We start from the raw sequence: 22926 nt of genomic DNA on the forward strand, positions 1-22926 counted from the left end.
ATGCGCCATCGTAAAAGTGGTCGTCAACTGAATCGTAATAGCAGTCATCGTCAAGCTATGTTTCGTAACATGGCAAGTTCGCTAGTAGAGCACGAAATTATTAAGACAACTCTGCCTAAAGCGAAAGAGCTGCGTCGAGTCGTTGAACCATTAATTACTTTAGCCAAGAACGATAGTGTTGCTAATCGTCGTTTGGCTTTTGCACGTACTCGTGATAACGATACTGTTAAAAAATTATTTACGGATTTAGGTCCTCGTTTTGCTAATCGCGCTGGTGGTTATACGCGAATTATGAAATGTGGCTTCCGTGCTGGTGATAATGCGCCAATGGCTTATATTGAATTGGTAAATCGCCCAGTAGCAGCTGAACAAGCAGCAGAATAAGATATTTTGATTAGTTTAAAACTATGATAAATAAAAAGCCGGTCTTATGACCGGTTTTTTATTAGATAATTAGTTGTTTATTTTTAATTATTATATTAATTAAGGGTATCTGTGGAGGTGCTTAATCAAAGTATAACTCATTTCAAACTTTTTAAATTAAAGTAGTTAATTCAGTATATCGTTTATAAAAATTGTTTAAATTTAATTAGTTATTCTAGTCATAAACCATCTAATCGTTTTTTATATAATCAATATTTATATTAATCTGGGCTGCGGAAACAAGTTTATTTCTTATTTCTGCTAATAGTAATTACATTAGCTTAGCTAACTGTTAGGCTGATTAACTAATTGGTCCTAATTAATAATGGGGAGGAGGAATCTCTTCAGATAAACTTGCTATATTGGATAGTTGACCTGTTTTAATCTTTTCAGATAATAACCGCAATTTTTCACTTAAACTTGCGGATTCATGTTGCAAAATGATTACCATTTGATTTAATTGTTCAATAGTTACTTCCTGAAAAGCGAGTTTGGTTTCAAGCATTTCAATACGTTGTTGTAAATTAATATTAGCATTAGTCATAAGATGATATGTTACAATTGTTATTATTGATCGTTTACATGATAGTATCAAATCCATCCGCGTTCAGCAAAGGAAACATATTCGCCTTTCCCAATAATAATATGATCAATAACACGAATATCGATCAAATCACACGCTTGTTCTATTTGTTTCGTCACTTTCCGATCGGCTTGGCTTGGTTCGGCTAATCCTGATGGATGATTATGTGCTAATATTAAGCCTGCTGCATTATACTTTAGCGCTCGGCGAATAATTTCACGCGGATGAACTTCAACACAGTTATAAGTACCGACAAACATCTCATCTGAGGTAATAACTCTATTCTGATTATCTAAAAATAACACTAAAAAAATTTCTCTTTCTTCCTTTGCTAAGCGGCTCGCTAAAAAATGATGGGTTAATTCGGGGCTAGTAAGTAAATGTTCATTTAATATTTTTTCTTTTAAATAACGATGGGAGAGTTCGATTACTGCTTGCAATTGGGTATATTTAACTACACCTAAACCGTGATATCGTTCAAATTCAGCTTGGCTAGCATTAATAAGTTGGTAAACAGAACCAAATTCTGTGAGTAAATGGTTGGCAAGCGCCAATACATTTAATTTTTTTGTGCCGGTGCGGAGAAAAATAGCTAAAAGTTCGGCATCGGATAACTGTTGTGGACCAAAACGAAGCAGTTTTTCTCTAGGCAATAAAGGATGATTTTTGTTTGTTAACATATCTATTTTCCTCAATAATCAAAATAAAAACTTTACTCATGATTGAAATAGGAAAAAATCTAAAAGATTTAATGTTAGATTTAATAAGCAAAATTTAATAAATATATTTCATCTTTCAAATTTTCCCCCCTTTTTGTTATTTAGGTAAAAAAGGGAAAAGTTTTTTAGCCCTATTTTCTATGTTATTATGAGCGCCTATAATTTATTATTGATGAGTTGATAATGCATTTATTGGGTAAAAAAATCTTACTAGGCATTTGTGGTGGCATTGCGGCGTACAAATGTCCGGAACTGATTCGTCAGTTAAAAAAACAAGGTGCAGAAGTTCGGGTTGTGTTGACTCAAGCTGCTAGCCAATTTGTCACACCTTTAACCCTACAAGCTGTTTCAGGTCATTCTGTCAATAATCAATTGTTTGATGTACAAGCTGAACTATCGATGAGTCATATAGCGTTAGCAAAATGGGCGGACTTAATATTGATAGCTCCAGCGACGGCTAATATTATTGCCAAATTAACCAATGGAATTGCTGATGATTTGTTAACTACGCTTTGTTTAGCGACAGAAGCCCCTATTGCGATTGCGCCAGCAATGAACCAGCAAATGTATCACGCCCAGATTACGCAACAAAATTTAGCGAATTTAGCCATTCGCGACAATGTTATGATTTGGGGACCGGCTCAAGGTGAACAAGCCTGTGGTGATGTTGGTCTTGGACGCATGCTTGAACCAGCGCAACTGGTTGCGCATATTCGACAATGGTGGACGACCGCATCTAACGTTAAAGATATACATATTGTGATTACCGCGGGTCCAACGCAAGAAGCCTTAGATCCTGTACGTTACTTGACTAACCATAGTTCTGGAAAAATGGGGTTTGCTTTAGCCAAAGCTGCAGTGAAATTAGGTGCTGAAGTTACATTAATTACCGGCCCCGTTTCTTTATCAACACCAAAGGGGGTTAAGCGTATTGATGTGATTAGTGCTTTAGATATGCAAGCCGCCGTAATGGATAATATTGCTAATTGTGATATTTTTATTGGTTGTGCTGCTGTAGCGGATTATCGTCCAGCTAATATAGCCGTACAAAAAATAAAAAAACAGGGTGATGAAATTCAATTATTATTAGTAAAAAATCCAGACATTGTGGCTTCGGTTGCGGGATTATCTAAAGATGAGCGCCCATTTGTGGTAGGATTTGCTGCGGAAACACAAGATGTTGCAAAATATGCATACCAAAAGTTAATCAATAAAAAATTAGATTTAATTTGTGCCAATGACGTCTCTTTACCTGAACAAGGCTTTAATACGGATACTAATGCGATTACTATTTATGGCAAAGACTTTAAACAGACACTGCCAGTAATGGATAAACAAACGTTAGCTGAAAAAATACTTATTGAAATTGTGACACATTATGAAGAAAAAAATTGATATTAAAATATTAGATAACCGTTTAGGCAATGTATTTCCTTTACCAACTTATGCGACTATTGGTTCAGCAGGTATTGATCTGCGTGCTATGTTTACAGAAACGCAAGTCATTGAGCCAGGGCAAACTGTTTTAACGCCGACTGGGTTAGCTATGTATATTGAGGACCCAAGTTTAGCGGCCTTAGTTTTACCTCGTTCTGGATTAGGCTCTAAACATGGTATTGTTTTAAGCAATTTGGTTGGTCTTATTGACTCCGATTATCAAGGACAACTTTTTGTACCGATTTGGAATCGTAGTCAAGAGCGTTTTACTATTGAACCTGGCGATAGAATTGCTCAGTTGGTGATTGTACCTGTTGTACAAGCTCAATTTAATATTGTTGATGAGTTTACTACAACTGAACGCGGTGAAGGTGGTTTTGGGCATTCTGGATGTAAATAATTGTGTTAATTTAAAAGGTTGACATGTGACAACAAAAATAAATAATAGAAAAGAACAGATACTTCAAGCTTTAGCAGAAATGCTTGAGTCAAATCAAGGTACGCAGCGCATCACTACTGCGAAACTCGCTTCCGTTGTTGGTGTTTCTGAAGCCGCGTTGTATCGACATTTTCCCAGTAAAAAAGATATGTTTGAGAATTTGATTGATTATATTGAACATATTTTACTTAGCCGAATTAACCTTATCTTACAAGATGAAAAAGACACGCTACAGCGAATCTATTTAATTTTAGCGTTACTTTTAGGATTTAGTGAGAAAAATCCAGGTTTAACTCGTATTATGACTGGTCATGCATTAATGTTTGAACAACGTCAATTACAATTACGTATTAGTCAATTATTTGAACGAATTGAAACACATATAAGGCAAGTTCTGAGGGAAAGAAAAATCCGCGAAGGAACGAGTTTTACTTACGATGAGCGTATATTAGCTAGTCAATTATGTGCGTTTTGTGAAGGTTCGATGTTACGTTATGTCCGCTCTGGATTTGCGTATCTCCCTACCTCTGATTTTGAAGCGAAATGGTCTTTATTACTAAAACAGCTTTACTAATTATCGTAAAATAGACTTTACTTTACGATGGATTTTGCCAAGGACGGCTTAAGCTATTTTAATTAACCGTAACCAATTAATATAGATTGTCTATCCCTAGTTGGTTATGTGTCATAATTTGATGCGATATTCTAACAAGCCCAAATAACGCCACAAAAAAACTTAGGTTATCTTTGTTACGATTAAATAAAACAAAAATAACCTAGAGATTTATAGTATCGATTTCATGCTATTTACTAAGCGCTCGTTAACTCACGTTTCTGTTCTCGACTGAGTAAATCTCTTGCGGCTTGTTGAGGATCCTTACCACAATATAAAATTTGGTAAATTTGATCAACAATAGGCATTTCGACATGATATTTTTGTGCTAATAACCATACTTCTTTGGTATTACGATAACCTTCAACAACTTGTTGAATCTTCGCTTGTGCTTCGTCAATACTTTTATTCTGGCCCAGTAAAAGACCAAAGCGTCGATTGCGTGATTGGTTATCCGTACAGGTTAACACTAAGTCACCTAAACCTGCCATTCCCATAAATGTCACAGGATCTGCACCCAATACTACGCCTAGTCGCATTAACTCAGCTAAACCACGAGTAATTAGCGCCGTACGAGAGTTAGCACCAAATCCTAGACCATCGGACAAACCAGCTCCAATTGCAATAACGTTTTTAACCGCGCCACCTAATTGTACACCGACTAAATCGGTACTACTATAGACACGAAAGCGTTTACTACAATGAAAAAGAGTCTGTAATTGTTTGAGAAATTCTGGATCGGTTGAGGCTACAGTGACAGCAGTTGGTAAACCTGCGGCTACTTCTTTGGCAAAGGTAGGACCAGAGATGACAGCTAATGGAACATTATCCCCCAAAATATCTCTGGCAACATCCTGTAACAAACGACCCGTGTCCGTTTCAAGCCCCTTTGTTGCCCAAACAATTTTACTGTTTTGATTCAAATAAGGCTTAATGTTAGTTAATACTTCACCAAAAACATGGCTAGGAACCACAACCAACAAAATTTCGACATTTTTCGTTGCTTTCTCTAAATCACTTTCTAACGACAGTAATTCAGGAAAATCAATATCGGGCAAAAATTGTTGATTTTTACGTTCACGTTGATATTGAGCTATCTTTTGTTGATCGTTTCCCCATAGAGTCACTTCATGCCCATTGCGTGCCAATAAAATAGCTAACGCCGTGCCATAAGATCCTGCACCTAAAACAGTAATTGTTGGTTGTTTATCTATCATGATCTTATTATTGAATACTGGTATTGGTATCGTTAGCTGCACCATTATTTTGAGCTTGCTGTTGCATATAATTCATGAAAACGGCATCAAAATTAACCGGCTCAAGATTCACAACAGGGAACGTTCCCTTATTGACTAAACTCGCCACCAGTTCACGTGCGTATGGGAATAAGATATTAGGACAATAAGCGCCTAAACAGTGAGCAAGCTGATTTCCTTCTAAACCAATAATTGAGAAAATACCAGCTTGTGTTACTTCGCAAATATAAGCGATTTCATCATTAGATTTCGTCGTCAGCGTAATCCGCAATGCAACCTCATAAATATTTTCATCAATTTGGTGGGACGATGAATTAAGTTCTAAATTAACTTCAGGTTTCCACTCTTTGGGAAAAATATGGGGAGAATTAGGCGTTTCAAAGGAGATATCTTTAACATAGATACGCTGAATTGCAAAAACACTTTCTGATTGTGGATGAGTTGATTCTGTCATGTTATTAACCTATTTAAAATTTATTTTCTGACTAATGGTAAATTTTCACTATTCCAACCAGTAATACCATCTGTTAATGTATAGACGTGGCTAAAACCTGCCTTGATTAATTTATCACCGGATCTTAAGGCAGCACCGATATCAGTCACAACAATGATAGGATTATCCTTAAATTTTTCTATTGCTTTAATACTACCATTTTGAATATCAATAGGTAAAATATTATAGGAATCCGTGATGTGACCTCGTTTAAAATCATCATTACTACGAACATCAACAACGATAGCATTTTCATTGTTAATCAACTGTATTGCTTGCCCATTAGTAACAATTTTAACTTTTGATAGTTTTGTTCTAAGAGTTAAATTAATTACCATGATCAAAAGTACAGCCCAAGATATTGATAAAATAGGATGATTGCCTACAAAATGCCTTATTTCATTTATGAATTCCATAAAGTTGTTAACCTAATTAAAAAGTATTATCAATTTAAGCATCCGATTATAACGATATTGTAGTTTGAAATACAGCATTGATTAATTAAACGGTATCAGATTTATCTGATTACTTGTTTATAGACTAAATCTTAACATTAATATTGCTAAGCAAAACAATTCTATTTTTTTACTTAATTGAAGTATATTCACTTAATTATAATAGTGATTTTGACAGTAGTTAGTTATATTCGAATTTCCACTCAAATTAATTACATTGATTGCACTAAAACAGTGCTTTTGTATACTATTGGTGCATAAAAACGTTGGTAATAAAACACAGACTAACTTTATAGTGAGATGAAATAAAAAATTAATACAAGGAAATATAAAAAGAATGATATAAAAAAATACTTGTTTAAAATTGGCATTAATTTTGCTTGTATTAATAATATATTGGAACAATCGTTCTATCATAATCTTCTTTTTAGCCATATTTTGGAGAAAACACATGTCTATACAACAAGTTTTAGCGATGATAAAAGAAAATGACGTGAAGTTTATAGATTTACGTTTTACTGATACAAAAGGTAAAGAACAGCATATCACCATCCCTGCAGGTCAAGTTGACGAAGATTTCTTTGAAGAAGGAAAAATGTTTGATGGATCATCAATTGCTGGCTGGAAAGGGATTAATGAATCAGATATGGTATTAATGCCAGATATCACTACCGCCGTCATCGATCCTTTTTATGAAGAAACCACGGTAAATATTCGCTGTGATATTCTGGAACCAGCGACGCTACAAGGTTATGATCGTGATCCTCGTTCAATAGCAAAACGTGCTGAAGAGTACTTGCGATCTACTGGTATAGCAGATACCGTTATTTTTGGTCCAGAGCCAGAATTCTTTTTATTTGATGATGTCCGTTTTGGTTCGCCAATGTCAGGGAGTTATGTGCATATTGATGACATCGAAGCCGCTTGGAATTCGGGTAAAAAATATGACGGTGGTAATAAAGGGCATCGCCCTGGTGTAAAAGGTGGCTATTTTCCAGTGCCACCCGTTGATTCATCGCAAGATCTGCGTTCGACCATGTGTTTAATTATGGAACAACTGGGCTTAGTGGTTGAAGCTCACCATCATGAAGTAGCAACAGCAGGACAAAACGAGATTGCTTGTCGATTCAATACCTTGACAGCTAAAGCTGATGAAGTTCAAATCTACAAATATGTGGTCCATAATGTTGCACATGCCTATGGTAAAACAGCGACATTCATGCCAAAACCGATGTTTGGTGATAATGGTTCAGGCATGCATTGCCATCAATCGCTTGCTAAAGATGGTATCAACTTATTTGCGGGTGATAAATATGCAGGTCTTTCTGAACTAGCCCTATTCTATATCGGCGGTATTATCAAACATGCAAAAGCGATCAATGCGTTTACCAATCCAGCGACTAATTCTTACAAACGTTTAGTTCCTGGTTATGAAGCGCCAGTTATGTTAGCTTACTCAGCGCGTAACCGATCGGCGTCTATTCGTATTCCAGTTGTCTCTAGCCATAAAGCACGTCGTATTGAAGTCCGTTTCCCTGATCCAGTATGTAATCCATATTTAGGTTTCTCAGCGCAATTAATGGCTGGTCTTGATGGTATTATGAATAAAATTCATCCTGGTGAAGCAATGGACAAAAATCTTTATGATTTACCGCCAGAAGAATCTAAAGCCATTCCAACGGTTGCCGATTCATTAGAAGCAGCATTAGCTGCGCTTGATACAGATCGTGAATTTTTAACGCGTGGAAATGTTTTCACCAATGAAACCATAGATGCTTATATCGCCTTAAAACGTCAAGAAATTGACCGTGTACGTATGACACCACATCCAGTGGAATTTGAGTTATACTATAGCTGCTAATATCGATAAATCCTTGGTACCTTAAAATAAGGTGTCAAGGATCTTACCATTGAGGAAAGGAAGGAGATGATATTGAGCAAACAAATATCAAATGCTGACATTATCCTTAATTCAATTTTAACGCACATTATCATTCTTGATAAAGAGCTGCACATCTTATATGCCAATGCCGCTGCACAGCAATTGTTAACTCGTTGTTCTCGAAAATTTCAAGGTAGCTATTTTGTTGATCTTTTTGACTATCTGTCATTAGATGTTGAGTTAATGCAAGCAACCATTAATCAAGGACAAGGTTTTACCGATAATGAAGTCAATTTAGTGATTAATGAACAACTATTTATTGTATCACTCACTGCCCAGTCTATTAATCAAGCCAATATTTTGCTTGAAATGACACCCTTAGATAATCAAAAAAAATTGAGTCAGGAACAATTACAGCAAGCACAACAAATAGCAGCTAGAGACTTGGTCCGTGGTTTGGCACATGAAATCAAAAATCCTTTAAGTGGTCTTCGTGGTGCTGCTCAACTTTTAGCCCATGAATTGCCAAATCAACATCTAAAAGAATATACTCAAATTATTATTGAACAATCGGATCGCTTACGTCATTTAGTGGATAAATTATTGGGACCACAACAAGTAGCTCAGCAAAAAGTTGCCAATATACATCAAGCGATAGAAAACGTATACAAATTACTTACTTTTGAGAAAAATAATAATGTAAACATTATACGTGATTATGATCCTAGCTTACCTGAATTTCAACATGACGCAGATCAGATTGAACAAGTTATATTAAATATTTGTCGTAATGCGTTACAGGCCCTAGACGATTCAGGCGGAACCATCACCATTAAAACCCGTACCGCATTTCAAGTCACGTTAAAGGGAAAACGTTATCGCCTATGTGCTCAAATCGATATTGAGGATACAGGTACTGGCATTCCAGCTTCCTTACAAGATATTTTATTTTATCCAATGGTAAGTGGACGTGAGAGTGGATCGGGATTAGGTCTTTCTATCGCTAGACATTTAATTGATCAACATTATGGTAAAATTGAATTTAACAGTTGGCCCGGTCATACTGTGTTCACAATCTATTTGCCTATTCGGCAATGAGGTAAATAAATGTCGAAACATTATACGACTAAAGATAATTTGATAACCACATCCGCGCCCGAAAACAGTGATCAACATGCTAATCAAGTTTGGATTATTGATGATGATAGCTCAATACGCTGGGTACTTGAACGTGCATTAATGCGAGCGGGTTTTGCCTGTACTAGTTTTGCACAAGGTGCTGATTTATTACAAGCGCTGACATTTAAACAATCCAAACCAGCGGTATTAATTTCTGATATTCGTATGCCGAATATCGACGGTTTTAGCTTGCTAAAACAGATAAAACAGGATTCGCCGTCATTACCAGTGATCATTATGACCGCACATTCAGATTTAGACGCCGCAGTTAGTGCGTATCAAAAAGGTGCTTTTGATTATATCCCTAAACCCTTTGATATTGATGAAATGATTGATTTAGTTAAACGAGCAATTCAACATCACGAACAGCAAAAAACCATACAAACCACCAATACGACTCCCCATTCTGGTATTATCGGTGAAGCGGCTGCAATGCAAGAGGTTTTTCGTATTATTGGACGACTATCAAAATCCTCAATTAACGTTTTAATTAATGGCGAATCAGGTACAGGTAAAGAATTAGTCGCGAAAGCACTCCACCAGCACAGCCCGCGCACCAAGGGACCATTTATTGCCTTGAATATGGCCGCGATCCCCAAAGATTTAATTGAGTCTGAACTATTTGGGCATGAAAAAGGCGCATTCACTGGCGCGAATCAAGTAAGACAAGGCCGCTTTGAACAGGCGAATAACGGCACATTATTTTTGGATGAAATAGGCGATATGCCATTAGATGTACAAACTCGCTTATTACGTGTATTAGCCGATGGACAATTTTATCGCGTAGGCGGACACTCGCCGATTAAAGTCAATGTTAGAATCATTGCTGCCACGCACCAAAATCTAGAAAACCGTGTTAAGCAAGACCATTTTCGTGAAGATCTGTTCCATCGCTTAAATGTCATTAGAATTGTTCTACCGCCACTACGCGAACGAGCAGAAGATATTCCAAGTTTAGCCGTCCATTTTTTACAGACAACGGCCACGGAACTTGGGGTTGAGCCGAAGGTATTTAGCCAAGAGGCGCTCGCCTTATTATGTGACTTTTCATGGCCGGGTAATGTACGTCAATTAGAAAATAGTTGCCGTTATGCGACTGTTATGTCGGCCAGTCAACAGATCCAAGTCCAAGATCTTCCTGCTGAAATCTATCAATCAAAACCGAAGAGTGAACATCACCCAGAAGCCGTCGTTTCATCAAAGCCATTAAGCTTGGAGACTAACCTAGTCAACCAAGAAAATATACCGCCTAAATGGCAAGATTTATTAAAATTAGCCACAGAACAAGCGTTAGGTGATGGTGATAAGAATATTTTATCAACGGTGGTCAATGATGTAGAACGCATTCTTATTGAGTGTGCCCTGAACTTTACCCATGGACATAAACAGGAAGCAGCAAAATTATTGGGGTGGGGGCGTAATACACTAACGCGCAAACTTAAAGAGCAACAAAAGAATCCTTCCTCCGAATAAAATAAAGGTGCAATAAAGGTGTTAGTTAATAGCATCTTTATTTCGCCATCACCTCTTGTTATATATGAGTTACAAGTCTTTTAACCATTACGACGGCTTAAATCAAGCCACAGTTCAGTATTACTTATGCGCATTGTCATCAATTTAATCATTTATTACCACGGTAAAACATCAAAAATCCCCTCATTTTCTCAGCTGAATTCATCATAAATAATTTAATTTCAAATAGTTTGTAAAAATAGCAACAATAAATAAAAATTTTGTTATATAACTAGACAGGGGAGCTAAATAGTTGGATGATATTTGAACAATATCTCATCATTGTTAATCACCGTAATCAATAAAAAGGCGATTTAATAAAAAGGCAATCAAGTTTTAAGGAGAAAAACGATGGCTAAAGTTGCAACTAAAGCAAAAAGTTCTACAACAGGAAGTACCGCGAAAAGCGCCACTATGACTCACGCAAAAACATTACAAAAGGCACCACTTAACTTTTCAACTGATTTAACCCCTGAAGCAACTAAAGATATTTCAGGTGTACTTAATTCTATCTTAGCCGATGTATTTGCCCTGTACTTAAAAACTAAAAATTTTCATTGGCATTTAAGTGGTCCCCATTTTAGAGATTACCATTTAATGTTTGATGAGCATGCTGAGCAAATTTTTAATATGGTTGACGGCATTGCCGAACGTGTACGTAAAGTTGGCGGGACGACTATCCGCTCTATTCATCATATTGCACAGCTACAAACCCTAACTGACAATAATGCAGATTATGTTGAGCCTTCTGATATGGTAGCGGAACTGTGCCAAGATAATATTACGTTATTAAAACGATTACGTGCGGCGCATGATACGTGCGATGAGCATAATGATAGTGCTACCGCCAGCTTAATTGAAGAGTGGATTGACGAAACAGAACGTCGTTCTTGGTTCTTATTTGAAACAGGACGTAAACCAGATTCTAGTGGACGTTAATTATTAATCTCTATCGCGATAAAAAGGTAACAAAGGTTACCTTTTTATCTTTTTGTTCTACCCTAAATGGTATGTATGGGAGTAACAACATGAAAAAAAATATTGCAGTGCTGGTTGGCAGTCTTAGAAAAGCGTCATATAACCTTAAAGTAGCAAAAGTATTACAGCAACTTGCGCCTGATGCCTTAAACTTAACTATTATTGAGATTGGTGATCTACCGCTATATAATGAAGATATTGATGGCGATAATCCGCCTGCTGCTTATCGTCGTTTTCGTCAGCAAATCGCCGATTCTGCTGGGGTTATTATTGTTTCACCGGAATACAATCGTTCCTTACCTGCGACCATTAAAAATGCCCTCGATGTTGGGTCACGTCCTTATGGTAAAAGTGTCTGGAGTAAAAAACCTGTTGCGACGATTACGGTCTCTCAAGGCGCAGTTGGCGGCTTTGGTGCCAATCAACATATTCGACAAACCTATGTTTTTCTCGATATGCAGCCGTTACAACAACCCGAAGCCTACTTGGGTAATATAGCCAGTTCATTTGATGAAAATGGGCATATTTCTGAAAAAACGAAGCAATTTTTACAGCATATTATCGATGCTTATGCGGAATTAGTAGCTAAATTTAGCTAAGTTGTTTAATAGCTAAGAATCCAACCAAATCTAGTTGAATTCTTAGCTATGATTTTACCCATGAGTTGACGCGTTTATATCCATTCTTTTAGCTAACTGTTTTTGACAACGTTTTATTTCTTAATAAATTTAACATTTCTACCATCAGAGAGAAGAACAACGCAAAATAGAGGTAACCTTTTGGCACTGCAATATGTAAACTTTCTGTTGTTAAAACCATCCCAACTAAAATTAAAAAACATAATGCCAACATTTTTATCGTTGGATGATTTTCAACAAAATCACCAATGGGCTTAGCAGCAAACATCATTAATAATACAGAGATAATAACGGCGGCGATCATAATCAATAAATGTCCAGATAAGCCCACAGCGGTAATCACTGAATCCAAGCTAAAAACAATATCAATGAGCATAATTTCAATAATAGCGTGCCATAATGAGATAGATTTCTTTTGCTGCTCACTCTCATCTTTGACATTAAACATTTGTTTAACTTCACGTATTCCTTTCCAAATAAGAAATAGCCCCCCAAGAAACAATACTAAATCACGCATCGATACTGCGAGTAGTAACGTAGAGGCTGGGTGAGTTAAGGATAAAGCATCGGGTGATAATAGACTTAATTTATCGGTATAAATATAAAATAAGGGATGTTGTAATCGAACGATCGACGCTAACGAGGTTAATAATGCGATCCGCATTAGCATTGCGCCACCAAGTCCTAATTTACGCGCCATATTTTGTTGGTGCTTAGGAACTTTAGCCACGATTAAAGATAAAAATATGATATTATCAATTCCTAGAATTATTTCGAGGATAATCAACGTAATTAACGCCAACCAAGCGTTAGGATCGGATAACCATTCAAGCATAATATTACATCCCTTCAATATAACAATATAAATCATGTCTATTATACGAATGGATCATCACATTTACCTATATATAATTGACTCTATAGATTAGAAAGACTCAGGATAGATAAAAAGATAGTGAACATTTTACCACCTAAAACAGAACAACAACTGCTTGCTAGAGCTAATCATATCGCTGGTTATACACTGGCAGAGATCGCTAATTGCTTAAATATTCGTGTTCCTAATGATTTAAAACGTGATAAAGGTTGGGTTGGACTATTATTAGAAACGTATCTTGGCGCTAAAGCGGGCAGTAAGCCCGAACAAGATTTTGCAGACTTAGGTATTGAACTAAAGACGATTCCAGTTAATGAACACGGTTATCCGCTAGAAACCACCTTTGTCTGTATTGCGCCATTAGTTTCTAATTATGGGATTACTTGGCAAACTAGTCATGTACGTTATAAATTACAAAAAGTATTATGGATCCCCGTTGAAGGATCGAGAACCATCGCCCTAGCTAAAAGAAGGGTAGGCGTGCCTATTCTATGGACGCCGACTTATGAAGAAGATCATCAACTTGAACAAGACTGGTGTGAATTAATGGATATGATTGCCTTAGGACAAATTGAAAAATTGACGGCTAGACAAGGTATATACCTACAAATACGCCCAAAAGCCGCCAATGGAAAAGCATTGACCGAGGCGATCGACGAACATGGCAACCTCATTTTAACACGGCCACGTGGTTTTTATCTTAAAAAAGAATTTACGGCACAAATATTGCGTCGTCATCTTTTACACTTAACCTCTAACGCCAATCGGTAATATCTAAGATCAAAATTTTCGAATTACGTTGATAATTGTACAGCACTTTCTTCTTCATCGGTAAATCATCAATATTAGCAGGGACAAAACCGCGCTCCTGAAACCAATGGATACTGCGAGTAGTTAAGACAAATAGTTGCTCAAGTCCCAATTTCTTGGCTTGTGAAATGATCTTTTGCAATAGTATATCTCCACGTGAAGAACGACGATAATTAGGATGAATGGCAACGCAAGCCATTTCGCCCATTCGTTCTTCGTTAAAAGGATAGAGTGCCGCGCAACCAATGGTCATATTATCCCGTTCAATCACGATAAATTGAGCTATTTCTATTTCCAACTGTTCGCGTGAACGTCGGACTAAAATACCTTGCTGCTCCATGGGACGAATCAATGCCAAAATGCCCCCAATGTCATCAATGGTTGCGGATCTAAACTGTTCTGAGTGTGCCATTGCCACTTGCGTCCCGATACCGTCACGGGAAAAAAGCTCCTGCAATAAGGAACCATCAATTTGGTAGCTAATTAAATGACAACGTTTAACACCATGTTGACATACTTCCGCTGCCGCATGTAAAAAACGGGCTTCACTCGATAACGGTAGATTATGGGCTAGTTTATAATTAATATATTGTTGCGCATCACTAGGATAAAGATCGGTGATCACATGCCCCGCTTCATCCAATGCCCCTTGTTCCGCACAAAAACTAATTAATTTGTCAGCCTTAAGTTGAATTGCTACTTCCGCAGCAATATCTTCCGAACAAAGATTAAAATTTTCGCCAGTTACGGATGCGGCAATCGGCCCTAATAACACAATAGCACGTTGTGCCAATTGTTCTCGCATTGCCTGAACATTAACTCGTCGCACTTTACCGGTATGGCAATAATCAATCCCTTCATCCACCCCTAATGGTTGTCCAATAATAAAGTTACCGCTAACTACATTTAAATGAGCACCTTGTAATGGGGTATTATTTAAACACATGGATAAACGAGCCGTAATATCCAACTGTAATAATCCCGCAACTTGTTTTACTACGGTCAAGGTAGATTGATTACTAATACGAATATTTTTATGATAAACAGGAGAAATATGGTTGGCTTTTAACGCTTCATCGATCTGATTTCTAGCGCCATAAACGATAACTAATTGAATACCTAAACTATGTAACAGTCCAATATCATTAATAATATTTGCATAATTATGACTATTAATGGTCGTTCCTGTTAACAAAATCACAAATGTTTTACCATGATGTGAATTAATGTATGGAACGGAATGTCTCAAGCTCTCGACTAATTCTGTGGTTCGTACTTTCATTATCACACCCAAAGAATAAATATTCATTATTATTGTATTTTTATTCATTTATTAAGGAATGGCAAGTGATTTATACATAATCGATTCATTTTTTACATAGTATAGTGTCGTGCTTAAGATACGCATAAGCTTTGATTATTAGCAAAAACTATAATAAGCAATATAACTAAGTATTTAAACTATATAAATAAGCCGCTAATCATTAAAAAAGAGAGGTGTTATTTCAAGTAAATGACACCTCTCTCCAATTCTATTTCTATAATATCAAAAGCGAATAACTATCACTCAGGTATTGATTAATACTACTTATTTTTTGTTGGACGTTGCCAGCCCTGAATATGGCGTTGTTTAATTCGGCTCAGTACTAGCTCATTTTCGGCAATATTTTTGGTTACTGTGGTACCCGCACCAATCGTAGCGCCTTTAGCGACCGTCACCGGTGCCACTAATTGTGTATCTGAGCCAACAAATACATCATTTTCAATAATGGTTTTAAATTTATTCGCACCATCATAATTACACGTAATGGTCCCAGCACCAATATTCACATTATCGCCAATATCGCTATCCCCTAAATAAGATAAATGTCCCGCTTTCGAGCCCCGTCCTAATTTGGTCTGTTTTAACTCAACAAAATTACCGACATGGGCATTTTCGGCTAATTCAGCACCAGGACGCAAACGAGCAAATGGACCAACCGTACAACCTTTACCTAAATGGGCATTTTCAACAACCGTATAAGGGCTAATCACACAACCATCATCAATAACACAATCTTTCAAAATACAGCCGCTGCCGATAATCACTTGATTACCTAATTTAACCTGACCCTCAATAATAACGTTGGTATCAATACTCACATCTTTACCATGCTCCAATTGACCACGTAAATCGAAACGAGCGGGATCATGTAAAGTGACGCCAGCTAATAATAACTGTTGTGCTTGATGTTGCTGATATAAACGTTCAAGTGTCGCTAATTGTAATCGATTATTGACGCCTTCCGCTTCAAAGGCGGCTAAAGGATGACTTGCTGCTACCTTAAATCCATCTGCATGAGCCATACCAATAATATCAGTAAGATAATACTCATTCTGCGCATTATGATTGCTTAAACGCGCCAACCACGCTTTTAACTGTTTACCAGGAACTAACATAATGCCTGTATTCACTTCATCAATTAATTGTTGGGCTTCACTCGCATCTTTTTGTTCGACGATACCAATAATATCCCCATTTTGACGAACAATACGCCCATAACCCGTCGGATCGGCTAATTTAACGGTTAATAATGCCAAACCTTGCTCAGGTTTACTGGCGATTAACTGGGTTAACGTTCGGCTAGAAATCAATGGTGTATCGGCATATAAGATTAAAACATCTTCATCATCTTGTAAGTAAGGAACGGTTTGTAACACGGCATGACCTGTACCTAACTGCTGCTCTTGTAACACTAACTGAACCGATTGACCTGCTAAGGCCTGTTCAAGTTGTTGTTTACCATGACCATAAATGACATAAATATTATCGACAGATAAAGTTGAAACGGTATCAATCACATGTTGGATTAACGTCTTACCGCCTAATTGATGTAATACTTTCGGTAAATGCGAATACATACGAGTTCCTTTACCGGCAGCGAGGATAACGACACTTAATTTTGACATAAGTAAACCTGAATAATGTTAAGGATAAAGTTAGAGGCTATAATCAAACATAGCCACAGAAACCATACTCAAACATTGATTATAAGCCAAATAGAATAAAAATAGGATGATCTATTTAAAAACACTTTCATAACCCTATCCTTATTATTAGAAAACATAACAATCCCCTATTTTTGCTTAGGCAATGCTTTGTTATTGAAACATTTCCCCTTTGCTCGCATAATTATATAACTCACTTTTTAGCTTAAGGCGAGTTCCAGACTAAAATAGTGTTAGATATTTATCAATGAGAGGATAATTAATGGACTATTACGTTGGTTGCGAACAGCATCAAATAAATCAATATGATATAAACCCAATGTAAACAATTAATATAGCTAATCCAAACAGACAATACACACCAAATAGTCATTGAGAATAACCCTTATCGTTACTATAATTATGCTCAATTAGAAAGAGAAGCGGACTAAAGTTAGGAAATCAATATGACAATGTTACAAAACGATCGTTATTTGCGCGCGTTGCGCTGTCAAATAGTGGATCGCACACCGATTTGGATGATGAGACAAGCCGGACGTTATTTACCAGAATATCGTGCACTACGTGCTCAAGCGGGCAGTTTTATGAATCTATGCCAACATCCAGAACTTACTTGTGAAGTAACATTACAGCCATTACGCCGTTTCCCTTTAGATGCAGCAATTATTTTTTCCGATATATTGACCATTCCCGATGCGATGGGATTAGGATTGACCTTTACCGCAGGCGAAGGCCCCCATTTTGCGCGACCTATCACTTCAGCGCGCGATATTCAAGCGTTGCCTATTCCAGACCCTGAGCTTGAGCTAACTTATGTCATGGATGCAATACGGACGACACGTCGAGCATTACAAGGACAAGTGCCATTAATTGGTTTTTCGGGTAGCCCTTGGACACTCGCAACGTATATGATCGAAGGTGGCAGTAGTAAAACCTTTAGCAAAATCAAAAAGTTAATGTACGCAGAACCAGCGCAATTACATCAATTGTTAGCTAAATTAGCACAAAGTGTCACCCTCTATCTGAATGCCCAAATTCAAGCGGGTGCACAATCTATTATGATATTTGATACGTGGGGCGGTTTACTTAGTCATGAAAGTTATCGTCAATTTTCATTAGCTTATATGCAACAAATTATTGATGGTTTAACGCGTGGTAACCCAGACTCAACACAAATTACTGACTATACGCCAGTCACGCTCTTTACTAAAGGTGGCGGATTATGGTTACCGCAGCTAGCAGCAACAGGTTGTGATGCGATTGGTGTTGATTGGACGGTCGATTTAACTCAGGCACGAGCCACGTTAGCGCAAGTAGATAAACCAATCGCATTACAAGGTAATTTAGATCCGGCGGTCCTATATGCCACGCCTGATGTCATTGACCAGCAGGTAGATAAGGTATTAGCTGAATATGGTTACGGAAGTGGTCATGTATTTAATCTTGGACACGGAATTATGCAAGATGCTCCGATTGAGCATGTCAAACATCTTGTTGATACGGTTCAACAAAAGTCAAAAAGGTATCATCAATCATGATCAAAAACCCAATTCAACTCAGATTAGAAAAACTCAGCAACTGGCAACATCATACCTTTATGGCATGTCTTTGCGAACGGATGTACCCTAATTATGCGTTTTTCTGTCAACAAACCCAATTTGGTGATGCGGCTAAATATAAACAATTACTTGATTTAGTTTGGGAAACATTATCTGTCAAAAGCGCTAAAATCAATTTTGAGAGTCAACTCGATAAGCTAGAATCTATTATTCCTGAAATTGAGCAATATGATTGCTATAGCGTCTATCCCGCGGTTGATGCTTGTCGTGCATTAGGGGAATTATTACATGCACAACTCACCACCGATACAGCGGAACATGCGGTTAAAGTCAGCAATATATCGTTAACGACTATCGCAACGTTGGAAATGTCACAAGCCCAACAGCCAATGAGTGAAGAAACGTTAAAATCTTTACCAATGATTATTGATGAATTAGACCTACATTGGCAAATTTATCGACTATTAAAATCCGTGCCTGAGCCTGATATTGGCCTTATTAAAGGGTTAAGACAAGAAATACGCGACGCAAAAACCAGTAATATAGGTGTTTTTTTGGACTATTAAATAAATTAATACACTTTATTTTTCTATTTTACTTAAATTTTACTTTAATCTTGATCAAATATAGTCTACATTTATAAGCCTTAAAGGCGGTTCTCGGGAGGGGTAAGTGACTAATATCGCTTAGCTTTCCGGTTTTAATATTTAATACTTACTGTAAGGATAGATCAAATGAACAAGACTGAACTTGTAGATGCGATTGCAAGCAAAGCAGATATTACAAAAGTGGCAGCTAAAACAGCATTGGAAGCGACCTTAGCCGCGATAACTGAATCTCTACAAAAAGGTGAATCAGTACAATTAGTCGGTTTTGGTACTTTCAAAGTTAATGACCGTAAAGCGCGTACTGGTCGTAACCCGAAAACAGGTAAAGAGATCAAAATTGAAGCAACCAAAGTACCCGCATTCGTAGCAGGTAAAGGTTTAAAAGATTCTATTAAATAATTGAATTTTCTATTAAAAATATAAGACCCTGTATTAACAGGGTTTTATATTTTTTACTATTCACCAATCACATCACGATTTAAATCGTACATCAACAAAACTTATCCTCGCTCTGTATGACGACATCTCATTAGCTTGATAAACGTTGTAACGCGTTATGCTGCCAATAAAAGGTTTAATAACACCAACTCCATTACTTATATTAACTCAACGTAATGAGACCATAGCTAGGCTACCAATAGCACAATCACTATAAAACATACATTACTCTTTTAGTTGTTGTGCTTGTTTACGCGCTCTAGCACGTGCAATAGCATCAGCAACACTACGTTTCCGTTCATCAAGGGAAGCACTAGGTGACGTTGACACGGGTGCTGGGCTAAAAATATTCACCACATGATGAGCTTGTTGGCGTAACGTTTTACGTTCTGATAATCGGATTTCCTCAATTAACGGCAACGGATCCCCGCGGGTTGCTAAAGTAATACAATTGGTTGGACAAGCTTGCATACAATCACCACAGCTAGTACATAGCGCGGGTAAGACGGTATGCAACACCTTTTTCGCCCCAACAATCGCATCAGTTGGACAAACTCGAACACATTTACTACAACCAATACAGTTGTATTCATCAATTAAGGCTTTTAATACTAAATCTGACATTAACTTAATCCAATAATATTTCCATCCGCATCAATATCAATATGACGGTATGCCGGTAATGTTCCTAATCCTGGCATCGTCATCACATTACCCGCATAAACGCGAATAAAGCCAGCACCTGCTGAAACCTGTAAATGAGTGATATCAATATCAAAATTGGTGGGTACATTTTTAAGATTCGCATCGGCGCTAATGGACATCGGCGTTTTTACCATACAAAGAGGCAAATGATCGAGCTTTATCTTGGCAAGCGCTTCTATATCTTTTAACGCTTGCTCCGATAATACCGCTTGGTTTGCACCATATTTTTTTGCCATCACTTGAATTTTATCCATCAATGGCATGTCATTAGTATAAGGTAATACAACTTGACTTGGTTGTTGGCAAGCATTAACAACATGCTCAGCCAAGGCTTGAGTGCCTTCTCCGCCTTTAGCAAAAGCCTCACTGACTTCACAAGCAAACGCGCCATTTTCCAACGCATACTGCTTAACAAAATCTAATTCGTCTTGATGATCATAAGGAAAGCGATTAATCGCAACAATCACAGGCAAGCCATAACTTTTAGCATTCTGGATATGCCAACCCAAATTAGCACTACCAATCGCTAATAAAGGTAAATTTGATTCCGTGACCTCTTTTGGTAAAGGTTGCCCCGGCTTAATATTAAATTTACCACTATTGGATTTTAAACTACGCACCGTTGCCACTAATACTACGCAAGAAGGGGCTACACCAGTTTGTCGATATTTAATGTTAAAGAATTTTTCCATGCCCATATCAGAACCAAAACCGGCCTCGGTAACCACATAATCTGCTACCTGTAGACCAACGACATCAGCGATAACCGATGAATTACCGTGCGCAATATTTGCAAAAGGTCCAGCATGAATTAATACCGGAGTATGCTCAGCAGTCTGCATTAAATTTGGATTGATAGCTTCTTTTAATAATACGGTCATTGCCCCAGCAACTTGCAAGTGTTCAGCGGTAATAGGCTCACCGTGGGTATTATAAGCAAGAATAATGCGACCAATACGTTGACGCATATCTTGTAAATCTGTGGCCAAAGCTAAAATAGCCATTAACTCCGAAGCCGCGGAGATTTCAAAACCATCTTCACGTTCAACACCATTAACACCGCCACCTAAACCGACGGTAATTCGACGTAGTGCGCGATCGTTATGATCAAGGACCCGTTTCCAGACAATACGCTGTTTATCGATATCTAAACGTGGTAAACCCGTCTGCTCAGTAAATTTATCACCTAACTGTTGTTCGTGATATAAACGCGCATCCAACGCTGCCGACGCCAGATCATGGGCGGCGGTAATGGCATGAATATCCCCTGTTAAATGTAAATTCAGTTTTTCCATCGGTAACACTTCCGCTTTACCGCCACCAGCCGCCCCGCCTTTCACCCCAAATACAGGACCAAGGCTAGGTTGACGAATACAAGCGATAGCAGAGTGACCCATATAGTTAAGACCTTGGCTTAACCCGATGGTCGTCACCGTTTTGCCTTCACCTAAGGGGGTTGGCGTAATCGCAGAGACTAACACTAACTTACCCTTTGGCGTTCCTTTTTTGATTAGGTTAAGATCAATCTTTGCAACGTCTTGTCCATAATTGATCACACATTTTGGATCGATCCCACATTGCTTGGCAATTTCTGTGATTGGTCGTAATGGTATGGCGTGAGTAGACATAATAGACACTCCTAAAATCGAATATAGATTATTATTTATAAAAAGCATAGTTACACTGGCAACTGATTAATATAACACAAAACGCATGGGTTATCTGTTATTATAAAACAGATCTAAAACCAACATATAAAGGCGGTAAAATGAATTTATTTTTTGAATATTTACTTTTCTTAGCAAAAAGCCTCACTATTCTTATGGCACTATTGGTACTACTGATATTTATTTTTAGTCAACGCAAAAAAGCGCCCGCAGGCGGTTTAGTTATTGAAGACTTAAGTGATAACTACAAAAAAATCAAAGAAACCATGTTATCTCACTCCATGGAGCAAGAACAGGCGAAAGCGTGGCAAAAAGCTGAACAAAAACGAGAAAAATTAGCTCGCAAACAGGCTAAACAGCAGCGTAAACAAAATAAAAAATCGGCAGAAACCGCAGAGGATAGCCAACCAGACAGCGCCAATGAAAAAGCAAAATTATATGTCCTTGCTTTTAATGGCAGTGTTGATGCGCATGAAGTTGAGGATTTACGACACGAAGTCACCGCGGTTCTCTCGATTATTCAGCCACAAGATAAAGTGTTGATCAAACTCGAAAGCCCAGGCGGTGTCGTACACGGTTATGGATTAGCTGCCTCACAGTTAATGCGCTTTAGACAACGCAATATAGCGTTTACAGCGGTCGTGGATAAAGTGGCAGCGAGCGGCGG

At 37.6% G+C, this 22926-nt stretch carries 23 protein-coding genes and 1 pseudogene; 14 read left to right on the forward strand and 10 right to left on the reverse strand.

Annotated features, from left to right (window positions below):
• Positions 1-384, forward strand: coding sequence for a 50S ribosomal protein L17 (gene rplQ, locus O970_RS07645; RefSeq protein WP_024496526.1), 384 nt, complete (start codon positions 1-3; stop codon positions 382-384).
• Between the two features lie 358 nt (positions 385-742).
• Here rplQ and O970_RS07650 read toward each other — a convergent pair whose 3' ends face one another.
• Both O970_RS07650 and radC read right to left on the reverse strand, forming a co-directional pair.
• Positions 743-967: a SlyX family protein gene (locus tag O970_RS07650; protein WP_024496527.1), complete on the reverse strand. Its 225-nt coding sequence runs from the start codon at positions 965-967 to the stop codon at positions 743-745.
• 47 nt (positions 968-1014) lie between these two features.
• Positions 1015-1686: a RadC family protein gene (radC, locus tag O970_RS07655; protein ID WP_024496528.1), complete on the reverse strand. Its 672-nt coding sequence runs from the start codon at positions 1684-1686 to the stop codon at positions 1015-1017.
• Between the two features lie 219 nt (positions 1687-1905).
• Here radC and coaBC point away from each other — a divergent pair, with 219 nt between their 5' ends.
• Genes coaBC through slmA form a run of 3 tightly spaced genes read left to right on the forward strand, consistent with a single transcriptional unit; the run spans position 1906 to position 4175 of the window.
• The gene (gene coaBC, locus O970_RS07660) at positions 1906-3120 is read left to right on the forward strand and encodes a bifunctional phosphopantothenoylcysteine decarboxylase/phosphopantothenate--cysteine ligase CoaBC (RefSeq protein WP_024496529.1); all 1215 of its coding nucleotides are present in this window, start codon (positions 1906-1908) and stop codon (positions 3118-3120) included.
• On the forward strand, positions 3104-3562 hold the full coding sequence (gene dut, locus O970_RS07665; RefSeq protein WP_024496530.1) for a dUTP diphosphatase: 459 nt from the start codon (positions 3104-3106) through the stop codon (positions 3560-3562). Before coaBC ends, dut begins: the two co-directional genes overlap by 17 nt.
• A 25-nt stretch (positions 3563-3587) precedes the next feature.
• On the forward strand, positions 3588-4175 hold the full coding sequence (gene slmA / locus O970_RS07670) for a nucleoid occlusion factor SlmA (RefSeq protein ID WP_024496531.1): 588 nt from the start codon (positions 3588-3590) through the stop codon (positions 4173-4175).
• A 236-nt stretch (positions 4176-4411) separates the two neighbouring features.
• Here the strand turns inward: slmA and gpsA are convergent, their stop codons facing one another.
• From gpsA to O970_RS07685, 3 genes are read right to left on the reverse strand one after another with little or no spacing between them, the layout of a single operon-like run.
• Positions 4412-5431, reverse strand: a complete 1020-nt coding sequence (gpsA, locus tag O970_RS07675) for an NAD(P)H-dependent glycerol-3-phosphate dehydrogenase (protein WP_024496532.1) — start codon at positions 5429-5431, stop codon at positions 4412-4414.
• 7 nt (positions 5432-5438) lie between these two features.
• Positions 5439-5924, reverse strand: coding sequence for a protein-export chaperone SecB (secB, locus tag O970_RS07680; RefSeq protein ID WP_024496533.1), 486 nt, complete (start codon positions 5922-5924; stop codon positions 5439-5441).
• 20 nt (positions 5925-5944) lie between these two features.
• Complete coding sequence (locus O970_RS07685) at positions 5945-6379, reverse strand: rhodanese-like domain-containing protein (protein ID WP_051318616.1); 435 nt, start codon at positions 6377-6379, stop codon at positions 5945-5947.
• A 490-nt stretch (positions 6380-6869) separates the two neighbouring features.
• On the opposite strand from O970_RS07685, the gene glnA reads away from it, so the two are divergent.
• The 5 genes from glnA (at position 6870) to O970_RS07710 (ending at position 12568) form a co-directional block, all read left to right on the forward strand.
• Positions 6870-8279, forward strand: a complete 1410-nt coding sequence (gene glnA, locus O970_RS07690; protein WP_024496535.1) for a glutamate--ammonia ligase — start codon at positions 6870-6872, stop codon at positions 8277-8279.
• 69 nt (positions 8280-8348) lie between these two features.
• The gene (gene glnL / locus O970_RS07695) at positions 8349-9398 is read left to right on the forward strand and encodes a nitrogen regulation protein NR(II) (RefSeq protein WP_024496536.1); all 1050 of its coding nucleotides are present in this window, start codon (positions 8349-8351) and stop codon (positions 9396-9398) included.
• A 9-nt stretch (positions 9399-9407) separates the two neighbouring features.
• Entirely contained in the window at positions 9408-10952 is a 1545-nt protein-coding gene (glnG, locus tag O970_RS07700) for a nitrogen regulation protein NR(I) (protein ID WP_024496537.1), read from the forward strand.
• A gap of 453 nt (positions 10953-11405) precedes the next feature.
• Positions 11406-11930, forward strand: coding sequence for a Dps family protein (locus O970_RS07705; protein ID WP_024496538.1), 525 nt, complete (start codon positions 11406-11408; stop codon positions 11928-11930).
• Positions 11931-12019: 89 nt separating this feature from the next.
• Complete coding sequence (locus O970_RS07710) at positions 12020-12568, forward strand: NADPH-dependent FMN reductase (protein WP_024496539.1); 549 nt, start codon at positions 12020-12022, stop codon at positions 12566-12568.
• Between the two features lie 88 nt (positions 12569-12656).
• On the opposite strand, the gene O970_RS07715 is transcribed toward O970_RS07710, so the two are convergent.
• Complete coding sequence (locus O970_RS07715; RefSeq protein ID WP_024496540.1) at positions 12657-13442, reverse strand: TerC family protein; 786 nt, start codon at positions 13440-13442, stop codon at positions 12657-12659.
• A gap of 120 nt (positions 13443-13562) precedes the next feature.
• On the opposite strand from O970_RS07715, the gene mutH reads away from it, so the two are divergent.
• Positions 13563-14255, forward strand: a complete 693-nt coding sequence (gene mutH, locus O970_RS07720; protein WP_024496541.1) for a DNA mismatch repair endonuclease MutH — start codon at positions 13563-13565, stop codon at positions 14253-14255.
• On the opposite strand, the gene argA is transcribed toward mutH, so the two are convergent.
• On the reverse strand, positions 14239-15576 hold the full coding sequence (gene argA / locus O970_RS07725; RefSeq protein WP_024496542.1) for an amino-acid N-acetyltransferase: 1338 nt from the start codon (positions 15574-15576) through the stop codon (positions 14239-14241). The genes mutH and argA overlap by 17 nt on opposite strands.
• 302 nt (positions 15577-15878) lie before the next feature.
• Positions 15879-17243 (reverse strand): bifunctional UDP-N-acetylglucosamine diphosphorylase/glucosamine-1-phosphate N-acetyltransferase GlmU, encoded by a 1365-nt coding sequence (gene glmU, locus O970_RS07730; protein ID WP_036563044.1) that lies wholly within the window; start codon positions 17241-17243, stop codon positions 15879-15881.
• A gap of 485 nt (positions 17244-17728) precedes the next feature.
• Here glmU and hemE point away from each other — a divergent pair, with 485 nt between their 5' ends.
• From hemE to O970_RS07745, 3 genes are all read left to right on the forward strand, one after another.
• Entirely contained in the window at positions 17729-18820 is a 1092-nt protein-coding gene (gene hemE, locus O970_RS07735) for a uroporphyrinogen decarboxylase (protein ID WP_024496544.1), read from the forward strand.
• Positions 18817-19407: a YjaG family protein gene (locus tag O970_RS07740; RefSeq protein WP_024496545.1), complete on the forward strand. Its 591-nt coding sequence runs from the start codon at positions 18817-18819 to the stop codon at positions 19405-19407. The genes hemE and O970_RS07740 overlap by 4 nt, the downstream gene beginning before the upstream one ends.
• Positions 19408-19575: 168 nt before the next feature.
• Complete coding sequence (locus O970_RS07745; protein WP_024496546.1) at positions 19576-19848, forward strand: HU family DNA-binding protein; 273 nt, start codon at positions 19576-19578, stop codon at positions 19846-19848.
• A gap of 264 nt (positions 19849-20112) precedes the next feature.
• Here O970_RS07745 and O970_RS07750 read toward each other — a convergent pair whose 3' ends face one another.
• Together O970_RS07750 and O970_RS07755 are read right to left on the reverse strand one after the other, a co-directional pair.
• The gene (locus O970_RS07750; RefSeq protein WP_024496547.1) at positions 20113-20511 is read right to left on the reverse strand and encodes an RnfABCDGE type electron transport complex subunit B; all 399 of its coding nucleotides are present in this window, start codon (positions 20509-20511) and stop codon (positions 20113-20115) included.
• Positions 20511-22220 carry a formate--tetrahydrofolate ligase gene (locus O970_RS07755; protein WP_024496548.1) on the reverse strand — a complete coding sequence of 570 codons (1710 nt, stop codon included), beginning with the start codon at positions 22218-22220 and terminating at the stop codon, positions 20511-20513. Before O970_RS07755 ends, O970_RS07750 begins: the two co-directional genes overlap by 1 nt.
• Before the next feature lie 140 nt (positions 22221-22360).
• Here O970_RS07755 and O970_RS07760 point away from each other — a divergent pair.
• Positions 22361-22926: pseudogene (locus O970_RS07760) on the forward strand (protease SohB); the annotation flags it as partial.

Source organism: Candidatus Schmidhempelia bombi str. Bimp, assembly GCF_000471645.3.
In the GTDB taxonomy this organism is placed as follows: domain Bacteria; phylum Pseudomonadota; class Gammaproteobacteria; order Enterobacterales; family Orbaceae; genus Utexia; species Utexia bombi.